Origin of the sequence: Variovorax atrisoli (genome assembly GCF_014195185.1) — a bacterium.
Lineage (GTDB): Bacteria > Pseudomonadota > Gammaproteobacteria > Burkholderiales > Burkholderiaceae_C > Variovorax > Variovorax atrisoli.
On record NZ_JACIBG010000001.1, the window covers coordinates 1,317,773 to 1,337,817 of the forward strand.

Annotated in this window: 22 protein-coding genes; 13 read left to right on the top strand and 9 right to left on the bottom strand. The window is 69.6% G+C overall.

All coding sequences use genetic code 11. From position 1 onward, the window contains the following. Nucleotides 1–59 precede the first annotated feature (59 nt). A complete protein-coding gene (locus FHY06_RS06240; RefSeq protein WP_019652051.1) occupies nucleotides 60–836 on the top strand; it encodes a DeoR/GlpR family DNA-binding transcription regulator in 777 nt (258 codons plus the stop codon). A gap of 21 nt (nucleotides 837–857) precedes the next feature. Here FHY06_RS06240 and FHY06_RS06245 read toward each other — a convergent pair whose 3' ends face one another. Beyond that, nucleotides 858–1,697: an AraC family transcriptional regulator gene (locus tag FHY06_RS06245; protein ID WP_221404102.1), complete on the bottom strand. Its 840-nt coding sequence runs from the start codon at nucleotides 1,695–1,697 to the stop codon at nucleotides 858–860. A 54-nt stretch (nucleotides 1,698–1,751) separates the two neighbouring features. Here FHY06_RS06245 and FHY06_RS06250 point away from each other — a divergent pair, with 54 nt between their 5' ends. Together FHY06_RS06250 and FHY06_RS06255 are read left to right on the top strand one after the other, a co-directional pair. Next, nucleotides 1,752–2,981 carry an FAD-dependent oxidoreductase gene (locus tag FHY06_RS06250; RefSeq protein WP_260310069.1) on the top strand — a complete coding sequence of 410 codons (1,230 nt, stop codon included), beginning with the start codon at nucleotides 1,752–1,754 and terminating at the stop codon, nucleotides 2,979–2,981. A 43-nt stretch (nucleotides 2,982–3,024) separates the two neighbouring features. Next, complete coding sequence (locus tag FHY06_RS06255; RefSeq protein ID WP_260310071.1) at nucleotides 3,025–4,047, top strand: DUF2272 domain-containing protein; 1,023 nt, start codon at nucleotides 3,025–3,027, stop codon at nucleotides 4,045–4,047. Between the two features lie 13 nt (nucleotides 4,048–4,060). Here the strand turns inward: FHY06_RS06255 and FHY06_RS06260 are convergent, their stop codons facing one another. The 6 genes from FHY06_RS06260 to FHY06_RS06285 form a co-directional block, all read right to left on the bottom strand. Further along, nucleotides 4,061–4,309 (bottom strand): DUF3297 family protein, encoded by a 249-nt coding sequence (locus tag FHY06_RS06260; protein ID WP_019652047.1) that lies wholly within the window; start codon nucleotides 4,307–4,309, stop codon nucleotides 4,061–4,063. Between the two features lie 67 nt (nucleotides 4,310–4,376). Beyond that, nucleotides 4,377–4,850, bottom strand: coding sequence for a ribonuclease HI family protein (locus FHY06_RS06265; protein ID WP_019652046.1), 474 nt, complete (start codon nucleotides 4,848–4,850; stop codon nucleotides 4,377–4,379). A gap of 11 nt (nucleotides 4,851–4,861) precedes the next feature. Further along, a complete protein-coding gene (locus FHY06_RS06270; RefSeq protein ID WP_026346114.1) occupies nucleotides 4,862–5,332 on the bottom strand; it encodes a DUF4124 domain-containing protein in 471 nt (156 codons plus the stop codon). A gap of 101 nt (nucleotides 5,333–5,433) precedes the next feature. Next, complete coding sequence (locus tag FHY06_RS06275; protein ID WP_132751389.1) at nucleotides 5,434–6,408, bottom strand: Bug family tripartite tricarboxylate transporter substrate binding protein; 975 nt, start codon at nucleotides 6,406–6,408, stop codon at nucleotides 5,434–5,436. Between the two features lie 58 nt (nucleotides 6,409–6,466). Continuing rightward, the gene (locus FHY06_RS06280) at nucleotides 6,467–7,411 is read right to left on the bottom strand and encodes a hydroxymethylglutaryl-CoA lyase (protein ID WP_184603899.1); all 945 of its coding nucleotides are present in this window, start codon (nucleotides 7,409–7,411) and stop codon (nucleotides 6,467–6,469) included. Further along, nucleotides 7,404–8,564 (bottom strand): CaiB/BaiF CoA transferase family protein, encoded by a 1,161-nt coding sequence (locus FHY06_RS06285; protein WP_184603901.1) that lies wholly within the window; start codon nucleotides 8,562–8,564, stop codon nucleotides 7,404–7,406. Before FHY06_RS06285 ends, FHY06_RS06280 begins: the two co-directional genes overlap by 8 nt. 130 nt (nucleotides 8,565–8,694) lie before the next feature. On the opposite strand from FHY06_RS06285, the gene FHY06_RS06290 reads away from it, so the two are divergent. The 9 genes from FHY06_RS06290 to FHY06_RS06330 all read left to right on the top strand — a co-directional run bounded on the left by FHY06_RS06290 (nucleotide 8,695) and on the right by FHY06_RS06330 (nucleotide 16,945). Continuing rightward, nucleotides 8,695–9,594 carry a LysR family transcriptional regulator gene (locus FHY06_RS06290; protein WP_184603904.1) on the top strand — a complete coding sequence of 300 codons (900 nt, stop codon included), beginning with the start codon at nucleotides 8,695–8,697 and terminating at the stop codon, nucleotides 9,592–9,594. Between the two features lie 33 nt (nucleotides 9,595–9,627). Next, nucleotides 9,628–10,371, top strand: a complete 744-nt coding sequence (locus FHY06_RS06295; protein ID WP_184603907.1) for a glutamine amidotransferase — start codon at nucleotides 9,628–9,630, stop codon at nucleotides 10,369–10,371. 148 nt (nucleotides 10,372–10,519) lie between these two features. Next, on the top strand, nucleotides 10,520–11,158 hold the full coding sequence (locus FHY06_RS06300) for a CDP-alcohol phosphatidyltransferase family protein (protein ID WP_184603908.1): 639 nt from the start codon (nucleotides 10,520–10,522) through the stop codon (nucleotides 11,156–11,158). A gap of 34 nt (nucleotides 11,159–11,192) precedes the next feature. Continuing rightward, nucleotides 11,193–11,774: a glutathione S-transferase family protein gene (locus FHY06_RS06305; RefSeq protein WP_126182213.1), complete on the top strand. Its 582-nt coding sequence runs from the start codon at nucleotides 11,193–11,195 to the stop codon at nucleotides 11,772–11,774. Between the two features lie 94 nt (nucleotides 11,775–11,868). Continuing rightward, entirely contained in the window at nucleotides 11,869–14,271 is a 2,403-nt protein-coding gene (locus FHY06_RS06310; RefSeq protein WP_184603911.1) for a penicillin acylase family protein, read from the top strand. A 23-nt stretch (nucleotides 14,272–14,294) separates the two neighbouring features. After that, complete coding sequence (locus FHY06_RS06315; RefSeq protein WP_184603913.1) at nucleotides 14,295–14,942, top strand: histidine phosphatase family protein; 648 nt, start codon at nucleotides 14,295–14,297, stop codon at nucleotides 14,940–14,942. A gap of 59 nt (nucleotides 14,943–15,001) precedes the next feature. Then, nucleotides 15,002–15,964 carry a DnaJ C-terminal domain-containing protein gene (locus tag FHY06_RS06320; RefSeq protein ID WP_184603915.1) on the top strand — a complete coding sequence of 321 codons (963 nt, stop codon included), beginning with the start codon at nucleotides 15,002–15,004 and terminating at the stop codon, nucleotides 15,962–15,964. Nucleotides 15,965–15,966: 2 nt separating this feature from the next. Further along, nucleotides 15,967–16,284: a chaperone modulator CbpM gene (locus FHY06_RS06325; protein WP_126021976.1), complete on the top strand. Its 318-nt coding sequence runs from the start codon at nucleotides 15,967–15,969 to the stop codon at nucleotides 16,282–16,284. A 127-nt stretch (nucleotides 16,285–16,411) separates the two neighbouring features. Further along, nucleotides 16,412–16,945 (top strand): MerR family DNA-binding protein, encoded by a 534-nt coding sequence (locus FHY06_RS06330; RefSeq protein WP_260310077.1) that lies wholly within the window; start codon nucleotides 16,412–16,414, stop codon nucleotides 16,943–16,945. Here the strand turns inward: FHY06_RS06330 and FHY06_RS06335 are convergent. After that, nucleotides 16,899–18,638 (bottom strand): dipeptidase, encoded by a 1,740-nt coding sequence (locus tag FHY06_RS06335; protein WP_184603918.1) that lies wholly within the window; start codon nucleotides 18,636–18,638, stop codon nucleotides 16,899–16,901. The two genes, FHY06_RS06330 and FHY06_RS06335, sit on opposite strands and share 47 nt — an antisense overlap. A 64-nt stretch (nucleotides 18,639–18,702) precedes the next feature. On the opposite strand from FHY06_RS06335, the gene FHY06_RS06340 reads away from it, so the two are divergent. Further along, nucleotides 18,703–19,287, top strand: a complete 585-nt coding sequence (locus FHY06_RS06340) for a DNA-3-methyladenine glycosylase I (protein ID WP_184603920.1) — start codon at nucleotides 18,703–18,705, stop codon at nucleotides 19,285–19,287. Nucleotides 19,288–19,373: 86 nt separating this feature from the next. Here FHY06_RS06340 and FHY06_RS06345 read toward each other — a convergent pair whose 3' ends face one another. Continuing rightward, complete coding sequence (locus FHY06_RS06345) at nucleotides 19,374–19,727, bottom strand: alpha/beta hydrolase (protein ID WP_126182217.1); 354 nt, start codon at nucleotides 19,725–19,727, stop codon at nucleotides 19,374–19,376. Nucleotides 19,728–20,045 lie beyond the last annotated feature (318 nt).

Below are 20,045 nucleotides of genomic sequence, written 5' to 3' on the forward strand. Positions count from 1 at the left end.
CCCGGGGCGGCCGTCTCGCGACGCCGCCTTTTTCACTTCTTCCCTCAAGCCGCGTTTCCATGCTCCAAGAAGAACGATTCCTGCGTATCCGCAGCCTGCTGGCCACCTTCTCGCGGCTGAGCGTGGAGCGCATCGTCCAGGACCTTGCCGTGTCGCGCGAAACCGTGCGGCGCGACCTGGTCGAACTCGAGAGCCTGGGCGAACTGCGGCGCGTGCACGGCGGCGCAGTCGCGGTCAAGGCGGAGCCCGAACCGCCGCTGGCGGTGCGGCTGGTGGCGCGGCAGCGCGAGAAACGCGCCATCGCCAAGGCTGCGGTCGCCCTGCTGCAGCCGGGCCAGACCATCTTCATGGACGCTGGCAGCACCATGTCGATCTGCGCGGAAGAGATCGCCACGCTCAGCGGCATGACGGTCATCACCAATTCGCTGAGCATCGCGCTCAAGCTCGCGGGCGCGGGCGAAGGCCGGCTCACCGGCAACCAGACCATCCTGCTGGGCGGCCAGATCGACGTGAAGGCGCAGGCCACCTTCGGCGACACCACGGTGGAAGCCATCCACCGCTACCGCGCCGACATCGCGCTGCTGTCGCCCGTGGGCCTGCATGCGAAGCACGGGGCCATGAGCTTCGAGCACCACGAGGCCACCGTCGCGCGCGCCATGGCCGAGCAGGCGCAGCAGCTGGTACTGCTGGCCGACCACGCGAAGATCGGCCAGGCCAGCCGCGTGACGTACGCGCGCACGGCGGACGTCGACGTGGTCGTCACCGACGCCAAGGCGCGCGAACTGCCCGGCCTTTCGGGGCTGCGCAAGGCCTGCGAGCGGGTGATCCTGGCCTGATGCCGGCGCTCACCGGCGGGCTCAGCCGCCTCGCCGCGAGAAATAGCGCCCGGGCGATTCCCCGAAGGCCTTGCGGAACATCGCGATGAAGTTGCTCGGCGTCGCATAGCCGAGCGCATCGGCGACGCCCGCGACGGACTCGCCGTTGGCAAGCCTCTCGAGTGCCGTCGCAAGCCGCGCCTGCTGGCGCCACTGGATGAAGCTCATGCCCGTCTGCGCAACGAAGTGGCGGCGCGCGCTTCGTGCCGAGAGGCCTGCCCATGCCGCGAGCTCGTCGAGCGTTCGCGGGTCTTCCGGATGCTCGATCAGGAGATTGGCCATCGTCACGAGACGGCGCTCGGTCGGCATCGGCAGGCCGAGCGGCTCGCGCGGACCGAGCCGGATCTCGTCCAGCAGCACCGCGACCAGGCGCTCCTGCTCGGGCTGCAGATGTTCGCTGCCGCCCCAGCTGGCGGCGCGGCGCACCAGGGCGTGCAGCACCTCGCCGACGCCCATCACGCAGGGCTCATCCGGAAGGCCGGTGCTGGCGTCGGGCCGGAGCATCACGCCCCAGCCGCTCAGGGCGCCGCTCACGCTCACCTTGTGATCGACCCCGGGCGGAATCCATCCGGCGCGGTGCGGCGGCAGCAGCCATGCGCCGCGCGCGGTGCGCACGCGCACCAATCCACGATCGATGCAGAAGAGCTGGCCGCGCACGTGGCTGTGCCAGTCGTATTCGCGGGTGCCGAGCCGGAATTCGCTTTCAGGCTCGTCGCTGCCCCAGAAGGCAAAGAGCACCGGCCCGTCGGCACGCTCGCTGGGGTCGGGAGATGCGCTCGTGCCCGCTCGGGCCGACGTTGGTCTGTGTTGGCCGTTTCTCATTGTTTTTCGTCCCGATGAAATTATCAGGCCACCGCATCCGGCACTTAGCCTCGAATGAAGGAGAAACAACGGATGCAGCAGCAATCACATGTCTCGATCATCGGCGCGGGCCTCGGCGGCCTCTGCCTCGCCCAGGGCCTGCGGCGCGCGGGCATTGCTTTCGACGTCTACGAGCGTGATCCGGCTGCCGCCAGCCGCAGCCAGGGCTACCGGATCAGGATCGACGCTGACGGGCAGGCCGCGCTGGCGCGGTGCCTGTCGCCGGAGCTCTACGAACTGTTCCGGCGCAGCTGTGGCGGCAGCTCGGGCGGCGTCCGCTTTGTCGGCAGCGACCTGGAGCCGGTGCCAGGACGCCCCGCCAGAAGCTGGCGCGCCTCTGACTCCGGCAATGCGCCTTCCCGGCCCCACGATCTCAGCGCGAACCGCCAGACGCTGCGGGAGATCCTGCTGTGCGGACTGGAAGGCCGCGTGCACTTCGGCAGGACCTTCCGCCGCTTCGAGGCCCTCGACGACAACGACGTGCGGATCGTCTTCGAGGACGGCAGGGAAGCGAGGTCGACGCTGCTGGTCGGCGCCGACGGAGCGAACTCGGCCGTGCGCAGACAGCTCGCTCCCGGCGCCGAGCCCGTCGACACCGGCGCAGCCTGCATCTACGGCAAGACCATCGCGACCGCCGCACTGCGCGAGAGCCTCGGCGCGGACCTTTGGGCGGGCACTTCCGTGGTCTTCGCCGACGGCTTCGCGGTGATCCTGGACCCGATGCTGTTCCAGCAGCCGTTGCCAGCCATGGCGGCGACGCTTGCACCCGCCTGCTCGCTGGAGCCTGTCGACGACTATCTCTACTGGGCGTTCATCGGTCCTCGCGCAAGGCTCGGGCTGGGTCCCGGGCAATTGCCGGATCAGGCACGGCTGCCTGCGCTCGTCGAGGCGGTCGTGCGGCAATGGCATCCCAGGCTTCGCACGCTGTTCGAGCAGGGCGACATTCGCACTCTCGCGGTGCTGCCGGTGCGCAGCTCGCCGCCGGAAATCGCGGCATGGAGCTCCGGTCCCGTCACTTTGCTCGGCGACGCGGTCCACACCATGAGCCCCGCCGGAGGCGTCGGCGCCAACACGGCGCTGCGGGACGCGGCGGCGCTCGCCAGTGCCATGGCCGGCGAGCGCTCGTCGCTCACTGCCGTTTCCGTCTACGAGACCGCGATGCGCGCATGGGCCAGGGCCGCCATCACGGCTTCCAACGACGGTGCGCGCAGCCTGTTCGATACCGGCACGCCCGACGGCAACTGAAGGCATGCCGGCACGCGGTCGCCGGGCTATGCTGCGCGACCACATGCCGCGACACGACGCCTCCGCCAAGCTCCCAGCTCTTTCTTCTTCGCTGCGTGCAGCGCTGCTGTGCGGCGCCCTGATGCCTGTACCGACACTCGCCGCGCCGGTCTGCCTCGACACCGCCACGCAGGTCCCGCCACCCGCGCGCGCCCTCGCCATGGCCAGCTTCGCCATGCAGGAGCACGAAGCGTTCGGCGGCCAGGCGATGGACGCCGAAGGCCGCATGACCGAGGCCGGCGACTCCGAAGCCGAGGACACGCGCCGCACCGTGCCCGGACTCGCGCCGTGGCAGCGCGTGCTGGGCTACTGGAAGGCGGTCGACCCGCGGCTGCCCTCGCAGGTGCGCTTCGGCGCCCTGCGGCCGGCCGACCGCCATCTGCTGATGCAGGCGCTGAACGAGGCGACGGCCGGACGCCTGCAAGGCATGGGCGTGGGTCCCGACGAGGGGCTGGATTCATCCGAACTGCGCGCCGTGCAGGCAGCGCTGGCACGCGCCGCGGTGATCGACACGCCCTGGTCCGCAGCCTTCATCAGCTGGCTGGCACGGCAGGCCGGACTGGCCGAAGAGGAATTCGTGTTCTCCGAAGCGCATGCCGACTACGCGGGAGCCGCGTGGCAGGCCGGTGTCGACGAAGGCTTCGGCCGCGGCACGCGCTATGCGCTGCGGGCCTGTGACCTCAGGCGCACGCCGCCGCGCGTCGGCGACCTGGTCTGCCAGGCGCGCGGAACAGGCGCCGAGCTCGACACATTCGAAAAGATCGGCGAGGTGCTGGCCGCTCGGACCACCGGCGGCGAGCCGCTTCCCATGCACTGCGACGTGGTGGTGGCGGTGGATGCCACGGGCTTCGATACCGTGGGCGGCAACGTGCTGCAGTCGGTCACGCGGCGCCGGCTCGATTTCGCGCCGGGCACGCGGTGGCTGGACCCGAGCTACCTGCCCGAGGGATGCGCTTCGGGCACGCCGGGCTGCATCGATCGCCACATGAGCCGGCAGCCCTGGTCGCTGCTTCTGCAGTGGCGATGAGCGGCCGTGTCTCTTACTTGTAGTACGCCTCGACAGCGCCCTTGAGCTTGATCAGCAGCGGCTTGCCCTTGCGGTCGAGCGTCTTGCCGGCGGGCACCTTGATCCAGCCTTCGCTGATGCAGTATTCCTCGACGTCGAGGCGGTCCTTGCCGTTGAATCGGATGCCGATGTCGTGCTCGAAGGCGGCAGCCACGTGGTGCGGGCTGCGCGGGTCGATGGAGAGATGGTCGGGGAGAGGTGGGCGGGAGGTGGCTTCTGTCATGGCGCGTGATGATAGGGGCTCCGGCACGGGCTCCCTTTTTCCGGAACCCGTCGGCACCTACCGGCGCCTACCGGCGCTTGCGGTGCCGGCGCGGTGGCGGCTTGGGGCCGAACCCCAAGGCGGCGCGCGCCAGTGCGTCGGCCTCGCCATTGCGATGACGCGGAATCCAGTGCAGGCGCACGTCGTCGAAGCTGCCCAGCAGTGCACGCGCTTCGTCGAAGAGACCGGCCAGGCGGACGATGGGTGCGGGCTCGGGCCCGGTCGCGCCGAGCTGCTCGACCAGGATGCTGTTGTCGCTGTAGGCCCGCACCGCCGTCGCACCGCGCTCGCGGAGGTCCCGCAGCGCGAGCGTCAGCGCCAGCAGTTCGGCTTCGTTGTTGCAGCCCGTGGTGTGCGTGGCCTGCGAGAGCGTGTGGCGGCTGCCGTCCGGCGCGGTGATGACGGCACCGATGCCCATCCGGCCCGGATTGGGCATGGCGCTGCCGTCGCAATGCACGACCCACGGCGCACTGCCGGCCTCCTGTTCGTCCCCAGCACTCATCCGGTCGGTCTTCAGCAGTTGTTGCGCTTGATGCCGGCGAGGTTCTGGCAAGGCCGCTGGCCGGGCGGCGGACCGGGGTCTTGCGCATGCGGCGGACGCGGCCTGCGGATGGGGCGCACGCCGTCGTAGTACGGGTCGGGGCTCAGGATGACCACCCCCGGCGGATCCGCCGCGGCCTGCGGCAGGCTCTCTTCCGGATAGCGCGGAATGATGGCCGGCCCGGAGGGCGGATTGCCCGCCACCCGGCTCGGCGGCGCGACCGGAGGTGTCGGCGAGGCCTGCGGCGGCGTGTAGTCGCGCCGCGCCGGGTCGGGCGGAGGCGATTCGAGGATCGGCACCTGCCGCGACTGCTTGCTGCCCGGCGGGCAGGCCACGTTCGTGTACGACACGGCCCCGCTGGCATCGGTGCAGCGCACCACCTCGGCGGCGTGCGCACCGAGCGCAGCGGCGGAGATCGACAGGAAGATGGCCAGGGAACGCATCGGATGGGTCGGTTGCCCGGAAAGGATGGAAACAGGCCGACTGTAGCCCTACCCCGATCCGCTTGCGAGCCCCCCGGCACCCGGCCCCACCCGTGGCGTCGTCATTCCGGCTGGATGCCGGCCGCGCGGATCACCTGCCCCCACTTCTGCGATTCCGCCGCCTGGAACCGGGCCAGCCCCTCTGGCGTGCTGGTGGCTGCTTCGCCGCTGGTGGTGGCCTGATAGGCGACGACGGCGGGCGCAGCGGACACCTTGACCATCATCTCGTTGAGCTTCTGCGTGATGGCGGCCGGTGCGCCTGGCGGGAGGTAAACGGCCGTCCAGTAGGACATGTCGTAGCCCTTCACGCCGGCCTCCTCCACGGTGGGCAGCGCGGGCACGGCCTCGAGCCGCTTGCTGCCGCTGACGGCCAGCGCACGCAGCTTGCCGCTTCTCACCTGCGGCAGCGCCGTCGGCGCGTCGGCGAACATGAAATCGACCTGCCCGCCCAGCAGGTCCGTGATGGCCAGAGGATTGCTCTTGTAGGGCACGTTCACCACGTCGATGCCAGCCATCTGCTTGAGCAGCTCGCTGGCCACACGGCTGGACGAACTGCCGCTGCCGAAGTTGAGCTTTCCAGGCGACTTCTTTGCGGCCGCGATGAGGTCGGCCACCGACTTGATCGGCGAATCGGCATTCACCAGCAGCAGCATGTGGCCCTTGGACAGCAGCGTGACCGGCGTGAAATCCTTCACCGGGTCGTAGGGCAGCTTCCTGAAGAGGTGTTCGTTGGCCGCGTGCGTGGTGTTGGTGGTCATGAGCACGGTGTAGCCGTCGGGCGCGGCCTTGGCCACGTATTGCGCGGCGATGAAGCCGCTGGCGCCGGCACGGTTGTCCACGATGACCGGCACCTTGTACTCGGCGCCCAGCGCCTGCGCCATGCTGCGCGCCTGCTGGTCGGTGCCGCTGCCGGCGCCGAAGGGCACGACGATGGTGATGGGCTTGGCGGGGTACGGCTGGGCATGGGCCGAGGCGATGGTCAGCACGGCCGCGCAGAGCGCCGTGGCTGCGCGGAGTCGGGAAGCGAAGGTCTGCACGGTGTTGTCTCTTTCTGTGGTTTGTTTTCTTCTTCGGCTCGCCGGATGGCGGCAGCGATCAGTGGCGGAAGCGCCCGAGCGTGCCCGCCCGCATGAGCTTGCCTGGCAGCGGGTGACCGACGATCTCCTCGGCCATGCGCGCGCAGCCGATGAGCGCATCGAGGTCCACGCCGGTCTCGATGCCCATCTCCTCGCACATGAAGGCCAGGTCCTCGGTGCAGATGTTGCCGGCCGCCCCGGTGTGGCCTGCGAACGGGCAGCCGCCCAGGCCGGCGCAGGCGCTGTCGAAGGTGTCGATGCCCATCTGCAGGCCCATGAGCGCATTGGCCATCGCGGTGCCGCGCGTGTCGTGCAGGTGCAGGCCCAGCCGCAGATCGGGCCAGCGCTCGCGCACCGCGCCCACCACCGAGGCGATGGCGTTGGGCTGGGCCCAGCCCACGGTGTCCGCCAGCCGCAGGATCGGCAGGTGCAGGCCGAACTCGGCCATCACCTCGAGCATCTGCGCCACGCGCTCCACCACGGTGGCCGGGGCGATCGCGCCTTCGAGATTGCAGCCGAAGGCCGTGGTGACGATGCCGCGCGTCACCGCAACGCCGTGGTCGATGCAGAAGGCCAGCGTCTCGCGCTGCGACTCCCGCAGCGCGTCCAGGCCTTTGCCGTTGTTGCGCACCGAGAAGGCTTCCGACGCGCTGGTGCCGATGGTGCCTTCGATGTCGAGCTGCGTGCGCATCGCGCGCTGCATGCCGCGCAGGTTGAGCCACAGGCCGGTGTAGCGCACGCCCTCGCGCTTGCGGATGGCCCGGGCGACCTCCTCGGCGTCGGCCATGCCGGGCACGCGCTCGGGGTTCACGAAGGAGACGCACTGCACCTCCTCCAGCCCGGTTTCGGCCAGCGCCTCGATGAAGCGCACCTTGTCGGCGGATGCGATGGGGCCGGCCTCGATCTGGAAGCCCTCGCGCGGGCCTTCCTCGTGCAGATGGACGCGGCGCGGCAGATCAGGCATGGGTGCTCCCTTCCTTCGACGGCACGGCGGGCGCGCCGAATTCCGCGTTGTGCTGGCCCAGCCGCGGCGCGACCGAGCGGTGCGACGGCCGCTGGCCATCGATCGACAACGGCAGCGCGGTGAGCCTGAAGTCTTCTCCCGGCACGCCCTGCAGCATGCCGAGCGCCTCGACTTGCGGATGCGCGATGGCCTCGGGCAGCGTGTGCACCGGCGCGCAGGGCACGCCGGCCGCGGCGAAACGCGCGCTCCACTCGTCGCGGGTGCTTGCGCGCAGCAGCGTCCCGATCTGCGCGAGCAGCTCGGCCTTGTGGCGCAGCCGCATGCGGTTGGTGGCGAAACGCTCGTCGGCGATCCAGTCGTCGCGGCCGAGTTCGTGCGCGAACTTGGCGAAGAGCCGGTCGTTCCCGCAGCACACCAGCAGCGGCGCGTCGGCGGTGTCGAAAGCCTCGTAGGGCACGAAGCCGGGGTGGCCCGAGCGATGGCGATCGGGCTGGCGGCCCTCGTTGGCATAGGCGTCGGACTTCTGGCCGGTCCAGACCAGCGCGGTCTCCAGCAGCGAGGCGCTCACCACGCCGCCCCTGCCTGTGACATGGCGCCGCTGCAGCAGCGCCAGCGCGCCGATCACCGCCCACATGCCGGTGCCCTGGTCGCACACCGAGGCACCGGTGCGCATGGGCGGGTCGTCCGGTCCGCCGTTGATGCTCGACAGGCCGCTGAAGGCCTGGATGAGCGGCTCGTAGCCCGGCTGAATGGCAAGCGGCCCGGTATGGCCGAAGGCGGAAATGGCGCAGTAGACGAGGCGCGGATGGCGCGCGCACAGCGATGGCCCGTCGATGCCCATCGACTCGGTGACGCCCGGGCGCAGGTTGTGGATGAGGATGTCGGCCTCCCCTGCGAGCCGCTCGAACACGGCCATGCCCTCGGCGCTCTTGAGATCGATGGCCACCGACTTCTTGCCGCGGTTGAACACGTGGAAGTTGAGCGCGTCGCCGTGCCGGAACGCCGGGCCCATGTGGCGCGCGTCGTCGCCGCCTTCGACGCGTTCGAGCTTGACCACGTCGGCGCCCAGGTCCGCGAGGATGGCGCCGGCGAACGGGCCTGCCAGCACCTGTCCGAGTTCGAGCACCCGGATGCCTTCCAGAATTCCTTGCATGACTCGTGCCCCCGCAGGGGGTTGTCTCCGTTGTAGATGGCTCGAAGTCTGGCCTCCGCTCACTGATCTGGGAAGACGAATGTTCCTATATCTGTGATAACTTGAGCGGATCAATCCCGAAGGAAGTGCCTTGCGAGTCGACATCACGCTGCAGCAGCTGGAGGCCTTCGCCGAGGTCGCGAAGACCTCGAACTTCCGCGCCGCCGCATCGGCGCTGCACGTTTCGCAGCCGGCATTGAGCCGCACCATCCGCATCGTCGAGGACCTGGCCGGCGCACGGCTCTTCGACCGAGACACGCGGCATGTCGAACTCACGCCCGCCGGGCGCGAGCTGCTGCCGATCGCGCTGCGCATCCTGGAGAACTTCAACAGTTCGTTCAGCGAGCTGTCGCAGTTCCTCGAGGGACGCAGCGGGCACCTGACCATCGCGGCGCTGCCATCGACCGGCGTGGCGCTGCTGCCCAATGCGATCGCCGAGTTCCGCCGCAGCCATCCGCAGGTGGCGTTCTCGTTCGTCGAGGGGCCGGCGGAGCTGGTGCGCTCCGCGGTGGACGAAGGCAAGGCCGACTTCGGCATCAGCGTGCGTCCCGGGCCGCAGGAGCCGATGCTCTATCGACATCTCATCGACGACCCGTTCATGCTGCTGTGCCGGCGCGACGACCCGCTCGCGTCGCGAGCCTCGGTCGCGTGGTCGGTGTTCGCGACGCGGCCCTTCATCGCCAGCGGATTCCGCAGCAGCATCCGTCCCATCACCGACGCGGCCTTCCTGCAGCGCGGATTGCAGGTGGTGCCGGCGCTGGAGTACCCGAGCGTGGCTGCCGCGGGCGCGCTGGTCGCGGCAGGGCTGGGCATCACAGCCCTGCCCCGGCTGGCGCTGCAGCTCGCGCACAACGACGATCTGGTGACGGTGCCGCTGCAGAGGCCGGTCATGTCGCGGCCCATCGGGCTGGTGACGCGGGCGGGCCGCTCGCCCTCGCCGGTGAGCCGGGCCTTCATGGACCTGCTGCACAGCCGGGAAGCCGCCCGCTGAAACCGAGCTTTCGCTCTGCGGCATGATCGCGGAATGGACATCTCCCGACCGCATCCCCTCGTCATCGTCAAGCTGGGAAGCACCTTCGAGGCCCTGCGCGCGCAGCAGGGCGGCGACTTCGAACACTGGATCGCCGACGGGCTCGGCGAACACGCGCTGCCGCTGCTGGTGATCGATCCGCGCCGGGGCGACGCCCTGCCCGACCCCGCCGGCGTGGCCGGCGCAGTGGTCACCGGCTCGCATTCGATGGTGTCGCACCGCGAGCCCTGGAGCGAAGCCACCGCCGCCTGGCTCGCGCGGCTGGTCGCGCGCGACACGCCGGTGCTGGGCATCTGCTACGGCCACCAGCTGCTCGCGCATGCCCTGGGCGGCGAAGCCGGCGACCATCCGCAGGGCGCCGAAGTCGGCACCGTCACCGTCACGCTCGGCGAGGCCGCCGCCACCGACGCGCTGCTGCAGGGCCTGCCCGCGCAGTTCCCCGCGCATGCGGTGCACTGGCAGAGCGCGCTGCGCCTGCCCGAAGGCGCCGTGCCGCTGGCCCGCAACGACCATGAGCCGGCGCACGCCTTCCGTGTCGGCCGGCACGCCTGGGGCGTGCAGTTCCACCCCGAATTCAGCGCCGACGCCATGCGCGGCTACATCGGCATGCTGGCCGGCGAGCTGGCCGCCAAGGGCGCCGACGCGGCCGCGCTGCGCGATGGCGTGGTCGACACCGATGCGGCCGCCAGCCTGCTCGGCCGCTTCGCGCGCATCGTCGAGGCGCACCGGCAGGCCTGAACGCCTGTCCTGCCCTGTCCCGGCCTGCCCCGGCCTGTCCGACAGGCGGCGCCCGCGCGTCGGACCGCGACTACAGGCTGCGCCCGCCGCTTCGGTTAAGGTGCGGTCCATCGGCCGCCAGCCAGTCCTATTTCTTCCTTCGCTCTTCATGACCACACCATCCCCCGTGCCGGGCCGCAAGCATTTCTCGATGATCCGGGAGTTCCATCTCGCCGACGTGTTCACGCTCGGCAATGCGGCGTGCGGCGTTGGGGCGGTCTTCCTGGCGATGGCCTTCATGGCGAGCCATTCGATCGCGCAGTTCATGTGGGCCGCGGCGCTCGCGCCCACGGCCTTCGTCTTCGACGTGCTCGACGGCCGCATCGCGCGCTGGCGGCAGACGCAGTCGGCCCTCGGGCGCGAGCTCGACTCGCTGGCCGACGTGATCTCCTTCGGCGTGGCGCCTGCGGCGCTCGGGTTCGCGGCGGGGCTCGATGGCGGCTGGGACTGCGCCATCCTGGTCTATTTCGTCTGCTGCGGCGTGAGCCGGCTCGCCCGCTTCAACGTGACGGCCGAGACGCTTTCGGCCGGTTCCGACAAGGTGAAGTACTTCGAGGGCACGCCCATCCCGACCAGCGTGGTGCTGGTGGCCGTGCTGGCGTATGCCGCATGGCAGGGCCGCATCGGCGCCGACGTGTGGGGCGGCGCATGGGTCGTCGGGCCCTGGCAGCTGCATCCGCTGGCGCTGCTGTTCGCGCTCTCGGGCACGCTCATGATCAGCAAGACGCTGCGCATTCCCAAGTTCTGACCGATCGCCCGTCGAGGCCGCAGGAGACACACCCATGACCATGAAGCTGTATTTCGACCCGCACAGCCGGGCGCAGGTGGCGAAGTGGATGCTCGACGAAGCCGGCGTCGACTACGAGATCGTGCCCACCCTCATCCGGGAGAAGGCGCACAAGACGCCCGAGTTCCTCAAGATCAACCCGGCCGGCAAGCTGCCCGCGCTGGTCGACGGCCGCACGCGCATCTTCGAGAACGCGGCCATCTGCATGTACGTGGCGGAGAAGTTTCCCGGCAAGCGGCTGGCGCCGCCCGTCGGCTCGCCCGAGCGGGGCCGCTACCTGTCGCTGATGGTCTATTCGACCTCGCAGCTCGAGCCCGCGATGGGCGACGCCATCCTGAAGATCCGCAGCAACAACAGCGCGCGCGGCTGGACCGACTTCGAGGCGGCCAAGGACGCGGTCGAACGCGAGCTGGGCGACGGCCCCTACCTCTTCGGGGCGCAGTTCACGGCGGCCGACGTGATGATCGGCTCGATGTTCATCTGGCACCGCGCATTCGGCGGCCGCTCGAACCGCCCGAAGATCGATGCGTACATCCACCGCCTGCAGGCCCGTCCCAAGGGCATGAAGTTCGGCTGAACCCGGCGCGGCGTGCCGCGCTGGTGACAACGCGCGGCGAAGGCACGTCCTTTAATCGGCTTGCTTGTTCCCATCCAAGAAGAGAGACGCCCGCATGACATCGAAGAACACCACGCCCTCCCGGTTTCCGCTCACGGCCCTTTCGCTGGGCCTGGCCGCCCTGCTTACCGCCTGCGCGAGCACGCCGCCGCCCGGCGGGCGCAGCGTGACCATCGAGCGCACCACCTTCGGCATCGCGCACATCACCGCGCCCGACTACGAGGGCCTGGCCTACGGCAGCGCCTACGCGCATGCGCAGGACAACGTCTGCCAGACGGCCGAGCACCTGCTCACGCTGCGCGGCGAGCGCTCGCAGTTCCTCGGCGCGCAGAACACCGGCGAGCTGGGCCTGGGCCGCGCGCCGAACGCGCAGATCGACCTGTTCATCCGCTATCACATGGACGACGCCGCGCTGGCACGCGCGGGCGCCACCACCAGCCCCGAGGTGCAGGCCGCGTTGCGCGGCTACGTGGCCGGCTACAACCGCTACCTGCAGGACGCCGGCCCCAATGGCCTGCCCGAAGCCTGCCGCGGCAAGCCCTGGGTTCGCCCGATGACGGCCGCCGACCTGTCGCGCGCCACCGAGATGTCGATGATCCAGGGCGGCCTGGGTGCACTGGCCGGCGCCGTGCTGGCCGCAGTGCCGCCCGCGCCCGGCGCGAAGACTGGCGCCGCGCCGGTCGAGCTGAAGGAAGCCGTCGCCGAGATCGGCCGCCACAGCTTCAACGCCAACCCCGAGGGCGGCGAGCTCGGCTCCAACGGCTGGGCCTTCGGGCGCAACGCCACGCCGGACGGCAGCGGCCTGCTGCTGGGCAATCCGCACTTCCCGTGGAACGGCACCAACCGCTTCTGGCAGATGCACCTGACCATCCCCGGCAAGCTCGACGTGATGGGCGCGACCGGCGGCCTGAGCCCCGTGGTGGCGATCGGCTTCAACAAGGACGTGGCCTGGACCCATACCGTCTCGACCGGCAAGCGCTTCACGCTCTACGAACTGAAGCTCGACCCCGCCGATCCGACCACGTACCTGGTCGACGGGCAGCCGCGCAAGATGCTCGCGCGCACCGTGACCCTGCCCGCCGCCGCAACGGGCGGCAGCGCGCCCCAGGTACAGCACACCTTCTATTCCACCGACTGGGGCCCGGTGATCTCGCTGCCGCGCGCCGGCCTGGGCTGGACCGCGCAGAGGGCCTACGCCATCCGCGACGCCAACACGCTCAACGTGCGATCGGCCGACGCGTGGATGAAGATGGCGCTGGCGCGCAACATCACCGAGCTGCGTGCCGCCATGGGCAACCAGGGCATGCCGTGGATCAACACCATCGCCGCCGACCGCGACGGCAACGCGATGTACGCAGACCTGTCGGTGGTGCCCGACGTGTCGGCCGAGATGCTCAGGAGCTGCGCGCCCTCGCCCGCCGCCGCGGCGCTGCTCAACGCGGCCGGTCTGGCGGTGCTCGACGGCTCGCGCAGCGCCTGCGCCTGGAACCGCGACAGCGCCGCCGCCGCGCCCGGCATCATCGCGCCGGCACGCATGCCGGTGCTCGTCACGCCCGACTACGTGCAGAACAGCAACGACAGCTTCTGGCTCAGCAACCCCGACGTCGCACCGGCGGCGGGCATCTCGCCGCTGGTGGGCCCCGTCGGCGTGCCACAGCGGCTGCGCACGCGCAGCGGCATCCTGGAGATCCGCAGCCGCCTGGCGGGCACCGACGGCCTGCCCGGCAACCGCATGGGCGCGGCCGAGCTGCGCAGCGTGATCTTCCGCGACAGGAACCTCGCCGGCATGCTGGTGATGGACGACCTGCAGGCAGCCTGCCGCGCCGCCGGCAGCGCGCTCGACACCGACCAGGCGCTGGGCTGCCGCGTGCTCTCCGCCTGGGACCGCACCAGCAACGCCGACTCGAAGGGCGCACCGCTCTTCCGCGAGTTCTGGCGCAAGGCCAAGGACATCCCGAAGGTCTGGCGCCTGCCCTTCGACCCCGCGCAGCCGGTGGCGACGCCGGCCGGGCTCGACATGGCCACGCCGGCCACGCGCGAGGCCGTGTTCAAGGCGCTGGGCGAGGCCGTCGGCATCCTGCGCACCGCCGGCTTCGCGGCCGACGTGCCGCTGGGCGTGCCGCAGTCGCGCCTGGTGCGCGGCCAGAAGATCGCGCTGCACGGCGGCGACGAGTTCGAGGGCGTGCTCAACAAGCTGGAGTCGCAGGGCCAGTCGCTGATCGACCCGAAGGGCTACAACGTCAACTACGGCAGCAGCTACATGCACGTCGTGAGCTTCGACGCCAACGGCCCCGTCGCCCAGGGCCTGCTGACCTACGGCCAGAGCAGTGACCCCGCCTCGCCGCGCGCCTACGACCAGCTGCCGCTGTTCGCGGCCAAGCAGTGGCATCCGCTGCCCTTCCACCGCGCCGACGTGCAGGCGCAGCGCGTGGGCGCGCCGCTGCAGCTCGCCTACTGACCGATCGATACCACCTTCCATCCATGTCGACACAGACCGCTACCCCCGCACACACCAGACCCAGCGGGCTCGACCAGCTGATCAGCATCGCCGCGGACCAGCCGCTCTCGCCCGACTGCGACCATTTCTACTTCCTGCGCCATGGGCAAACTGGCCGCAACGCGCTGCGCATCTTCCAGGCGGTGGACGAGCCGCTGAGCGAGCTCGGCCTGCAGCAGGCCGCGCGCGCCGCCACGCTGCTGGCGGGCGAGCCGATCCGCACGGTGGTGTGCAGCGACGCGCGGCGCGCGAACGACACCGCCTATGCGGTGGCCACCGCGCTCAAGCTGGTGCCGGCCGCGCAGGCCACGCTGCGCGAGCGCAACTTCGGCGCGCTCATCGGCACCTCGTCCGCCAACATCGACTGGGCCTGCGAGCCCGAGGGCGGCGAGACGCTTTCGCAGTTCATCGCGCGCACGCGCGAGGCCATCGACACCGCCCTGCGGCTGCCGGCCCCGGTGCTGGTGGTGGCGCACGGCGGTACGCTCTACGCGCTGGCCGCCCTGCTGGGCGTGCCCGTCGACCTCGGCCTGCTCGGCAACGCCCAACCCTTGCGTTTCGAGCGCCGCGGCCCCACATGGGCCGTGACGCCGCTGCTGCGGCACGCCGACGGCGACGCGGCCCTGGCCTAGTAGCTGCCGGGGATCCTTCCCCACCTCGATGCCGTCCACCCAACGAACCACCACGCACCATGGAATTCAAGGACTACTACAGCGCACTGGGCATCGACCGCACCGCGTCGGACGACGAGGTGCGCAAGGCCTACCGCAAGCTCGCCCGCAAGTACCACCCCGACGTCAGCACCGAGGCCGATGCCGAGCAGCGCATGCGCGACATCAACGAGGCCAAGGACGTGCTGGGCGACAAGGAGAAGCGCGCCGCCTATGACGCGCTGGCCGACCGCGTCGCGCGCGGCGGCAGCCCCGAGGGCGACTTCCGTCCGCCGCCGGGCTGGGACGAAGGCTTCGAGTTCCACCGCGGCCCGCGCCAGGGTCCGGCCGACCATGCCGACTTCAGCGACTTCTTCTCTTCGCTCTTCGGCGAGGCCGAGCGGCGCGGCGCCGCGCGGCAGAACTTCCGCGCGCGCGGCGAAGACCACCATGCGGCGATCGAGATCGCCCTGGAAGACGCCCTCAACGGCGCCGAGCGCGAGATCACGCTGCGCGCGCAGACCATCGACGCGCAGGGACACCCGCAGTGGAACAACCGCACGCTCAGCGTGAAGATTCCGCCGGGCGTCCACCCGGGCCAGTTCATCCGACTGGCCGGCCAAGGCATGCCCGGCCACGGCGGCGAGCCGCCGGGCGACCTGTACCTCGAAGTGCGAATCGCCCCGCACAAGCTCTACCGCGTGGAGGAGCGCGACCTGTACATGACGCTGCCCGTCACGCCCACCGAGGCCGCGCTGGGCGCGCAGGTTCAGGTGCCGACGCCGACCGGCGGCGTGGTCGAGGTGACCGTGCCGCGCAACGCGCGCAGCGGCCTGAAGCTGCGCCTGAAGGGCCGCGGGCTTGCAGGCAAGACGCCGGGCGACCTGTACCTGCTGATCGAAGTCGCGGTGCCGCCCGCCGACAGCGACGACGCCCGCAAGGCCTACGAGCAACTGGCCCAGGCCACCTCATCCTTCAACCCACGCCAGCATCTGGGAGTCTGAGCATGGTGAATTTCACCCTCACGAGCACCACCGCCATCAGTGCATCGCAGCCGCTCGCGGCGAGCGAACTGGCGCATGCCGTCGGCGCAGACACCGCCTGGGTCGTGCAGCTGGTCGAAGTCGGCATCCTGCGCATCGAAACAGCCGAGGCGCCGCCCGAGCGCTGGGAGTTCTCGAGCACCGACTTGCAGTGCGCACTCGAGGCGCGCAGGCTGGAGCGCGACTTCGGCGTGAACCTCGATGCCGCCGCGCTGATCCTCGACCTGCAGCACGAGGTGCGGCGCCTCAAGGCGGCCCTGCACGCGCACGGCCTTCGATAGGCGGCGCAGGCAGCCCGGCGGGAGGCCGCTTCGCCCTCCCGTCCAAAGGGAAAAGCGGCCCGCCCGCTTGACCTTGACACTGTGCGAAGCCGAAGACTGCGAGCCTTCTCGACACGAAGGAGCTCGCATGAAGAACCCTCGCCACCAAGGCACGCCGGATTCGGCATCGGCATCGGCATCGGCATCGGCATCGGCAACCGCAGCGCAGCCCGAACCGCGATTCGGCATGGAAGAGGCCATCGCCCGTGCGGGCATCTCCGAACGGTTGCTGCGCCAGTGCGAAGCCCGAGGGCTGGTCCACGGCGCCTTCGGCAGCGGATACAGCCACGAGCAAATCGGCGTGCTGCGCTTCGTCCGCCGGGCGCACGCACTGGGCTTCGGCATGGGCGACATCGCCAGGCTGCTCGCGCTGAGACAGGATGAGCACCGCATGAGCGCCGAAGTCAAGAGCGTGGCGCTGACGCGCGCCGAGGAGCTCGAATCGCGCATCGAGGAACTCCAGGCAACGAAGCGCGTGCTGGAGCGCCTCGCGGGCCTGTGCCTGGGCGACCACCAGCCCGCCTGCCCCATCCTCGACGAGCTGCTGGAGCTCAGGGGCTTCGCCTTCGGGCCGGCTACTGCATCTGCTTCAGATTGCCGATACGCACCAGCATCTCGGTGAACATCTGCATGTCGGCATCGAGGTCGGGCACTTCCTTGTACTCCTTGGCGTTGTGCGCGGTGTACTTCTTGCCGGGCATCGCAGGACCGAAGTTGATGGCGTTGGGCATCAGCTTCGCGGTGGTGCTGCCGGCCGTGGGCACGGGCCTGGCTTCGAGGCCGGTGGTGTCGCCGTAGATGTTCAGCAGCGTGGACAGCCATGCGCCCTTGGGGTCGCGCGCCATCCAGTTGCCCTGGTCGTACGCGATCTCGAGCTTCACGTCGTTCGCGCCCGCCCAGGCATCGATCTTCCGCGTGACCTGGGCCTTGAGCTCCTCGGGCGTGCGCCCGCGAGGCATGCGCACGTTGACCGTCACCTCGAGCCGGCCGTCGCTGCCCATGCGCACGAGGTTGGGCGAGAAGGTCAGGGGGCCCGTGAAGTCGTCGGCATAGCCGAGGCCCAGCTTCTCGCCGAGATAGCCCGTGCCGTAGAGCGCATCGATGTACCTCGCGGCCTTCAGATAGTGGTTGGAGGCCAGCGGCACGCCCGATTCCTGCAGGAACAGCGCGAGCCGCGGCAGCGGGTTCACGCCCTCTTCGGGTCGCGAGCCATGGGCGGATACGCCGGTCACCTTCAGTTCGATGCTGTCGGCACCGCGTGCGATGTCGATGGCGAACTTGCCGCCCTGGCCCTCGTACTTCTTCAGAAAGCCGGGCTTCGCGGCCTCGAGTTTCGCGAGCGCGGCGGCCAGGTCGCCGCCCTTGAGCGTGGCGGTGGCCGTCTGCGAGATCGCATTGGCCGACGCGGCGCCCGTCATCGCCGTGATCGCGGTCGATGCCGGGTCGGCCGCCTCAGCAGGGAACAGCACCTTCAGCGCGCCCGAGCCCTTCTCCGCCACCACCGCCGGGTACTTGCTGTCGAGCACGATGTTGTAGGCCGGCAGCTGCGTCTTCGTGCGGTAGTACTGCATCGCGTCGCCGCCGGTCTCCTCGGTGGTCTCGATCATCAGGCGGATGCTGCGCTCGATGGGCAGGCCGCTTTCCTTCACGGCCTTCATCGCGTAGAGCACCGCCGCGATCGAGCCCTTGTCGTCGATGGTGCCGCGGCCGTAGAGAAAGTCGCCCACGCGCGTCATCCTGAAAGGGTCGAGCCGGGTGCCGTCGTCGAGCACCCATTCGGACAGCACCGCGGGCACCACGTCGGCATGGGTGAGGATGCCGAACTCCTCCGAGCCCCTGCCCTTCAGGCTGACCTCGAAGATGCGGTTGTCGACGTTGCGGTACGCAAGCCCGAAGTCGCGCGACATCTTCTCGACCAGCTGGCCGAACTCGATGATCGGCGCACTTTCGTGGGGCGGCACCTGCACGTTGCGCACCGTCGGAATCGCCACCATGGTGCCGATGCTCTCGATCACGGCCTGCTGGTTCTTAAGACGGTTGTAGAGGCCGAGCAAGCGCGCGACGTTGACGAGATCGTCGCCCGCCAGCGATGCCTTGCTGCCGCGGTAGGCATCCACGCTGCCCTGCAGCGTGGGCTGGCTCTTCGCCGCCTGGACGAGGAAGGCATCGAAGTCGGCGGGAGCCTTGCCGGCCTGCCACGCGGCGGCGAGCTGATCGAGCTGGGGTTTCCTGATCGTGTCGGCATGCGCCGGCGAGCCGAGGGCGAGCGCAAGGCCCAGCGAAAGCGCCGACAATGAAAATCGAAATTGCTGCATCAGGGTCTCCCCCTCATTCTGAAAACATCCCGCGACGATAGCCGAGCGAAGAATCGAACGAACAATGAGCAACAGCACCGACAAGATCCGCTGCGCCTGGGCCCAGACCGACCCGCTGCTGATGGCCTATCACGACACCGAATGGGGCGTTCCCGAGCGAGACAGCCGCGCGCTGTGGGAAAAGCTCATGCTCGACGGCTTCCAGGCCGGGCTCTCGTGGCTCACCATCCTGCGAAAGCGCGATGCCTTCCGCAAGGCCTTCAAGGGCTTCGTGCCCGAGAAGATCGCCAGGTTCACCGATGCCGACGTCGAGCGGCTGATGCAGGATGCCGGCATCGTGCGCTCGCGCTCGAAGATCGAGGCCACCATCGGCAACGCCCGCGCCTACCTCGCGATGCAGGCAAAGGGCGAGGACTTTTCTGAGTTCATCTGGGGCATGGCGGGCGGCAAGCCCATCGTGAACCGCACCGGAAACGTGCCGGTGAAGACGCCGCTGTCGGAAGACATCTCGACGGCACTGAAGAAGCGCGGCTTCAAGTTCGTCGGGCCGGTGATCGTCTACGCATGGATGCAGGCCACGGGCATCGTGGACGACCATGCGCACGATTGCCATCGCCACGGGGCGAAGCACAAACTGAAGCCCCAATGAAAAAACCGGACGCTGCTTTCGCAGGTCCGGTTTCTCTTGATGTGTGACTTGTGATTCGATGAAAAGCGGCTTGCGCCGCCTTCGAATTACAGGCCGGCTTGACGCGTGAAGGTCAGGCCCTTGGCTTGCGCGGGGATCACGCTACCGGCGAAGGTTTCGGGACGCAGGTTCTGGCCCGGAGCGTGAGCGGCGGCGACGGCCTGGCTGCGGACGGTGGCGCGGTCGACCGAAGCGGCCAGCGCGGGGGTGGCGGTCGAAGCGGCGCCTTCGTTGTCGCCGTAGGCGTTGCCGGCACGGGCGGCTGCTGCGGCCTGGGGCGCCACGTCGGCGCGGCTGTAGCCGGAAGTCAGGGGCTGAACGCCTTCATAGGTTTCTGCGTGGGCGCCAGCGGCGGCGAGCAGGGACAGAGCGGCGGCGGCGAGGATGTTCGAGGTCTTCATTTCAATTCCTTCTTCATTGGGCTTTTGGTGCCGCTAGTGTGCACCACGAAACCTAGGGCAAACCCTATGGAGAACGAATCGCAGTGTTCACGAAATTGAAACAATAGACCGGAACTTTTTGTCGACGCTAATCCAAGTGTCCTTTCAACGGCCGAAAACCACGGCAGTTTGCATACTTTGTCACTAGACCGTCAAGCACAGCCGCCCCGGTGCCCTTCATCTTTCAATAAAAGGTGGTACCGACACGGCGGCGCTCTTTAGAGCCCTCGTGAATCACATGCACGTTGCATGCCAGCGACCGTGCTCACTTCCGGGGCA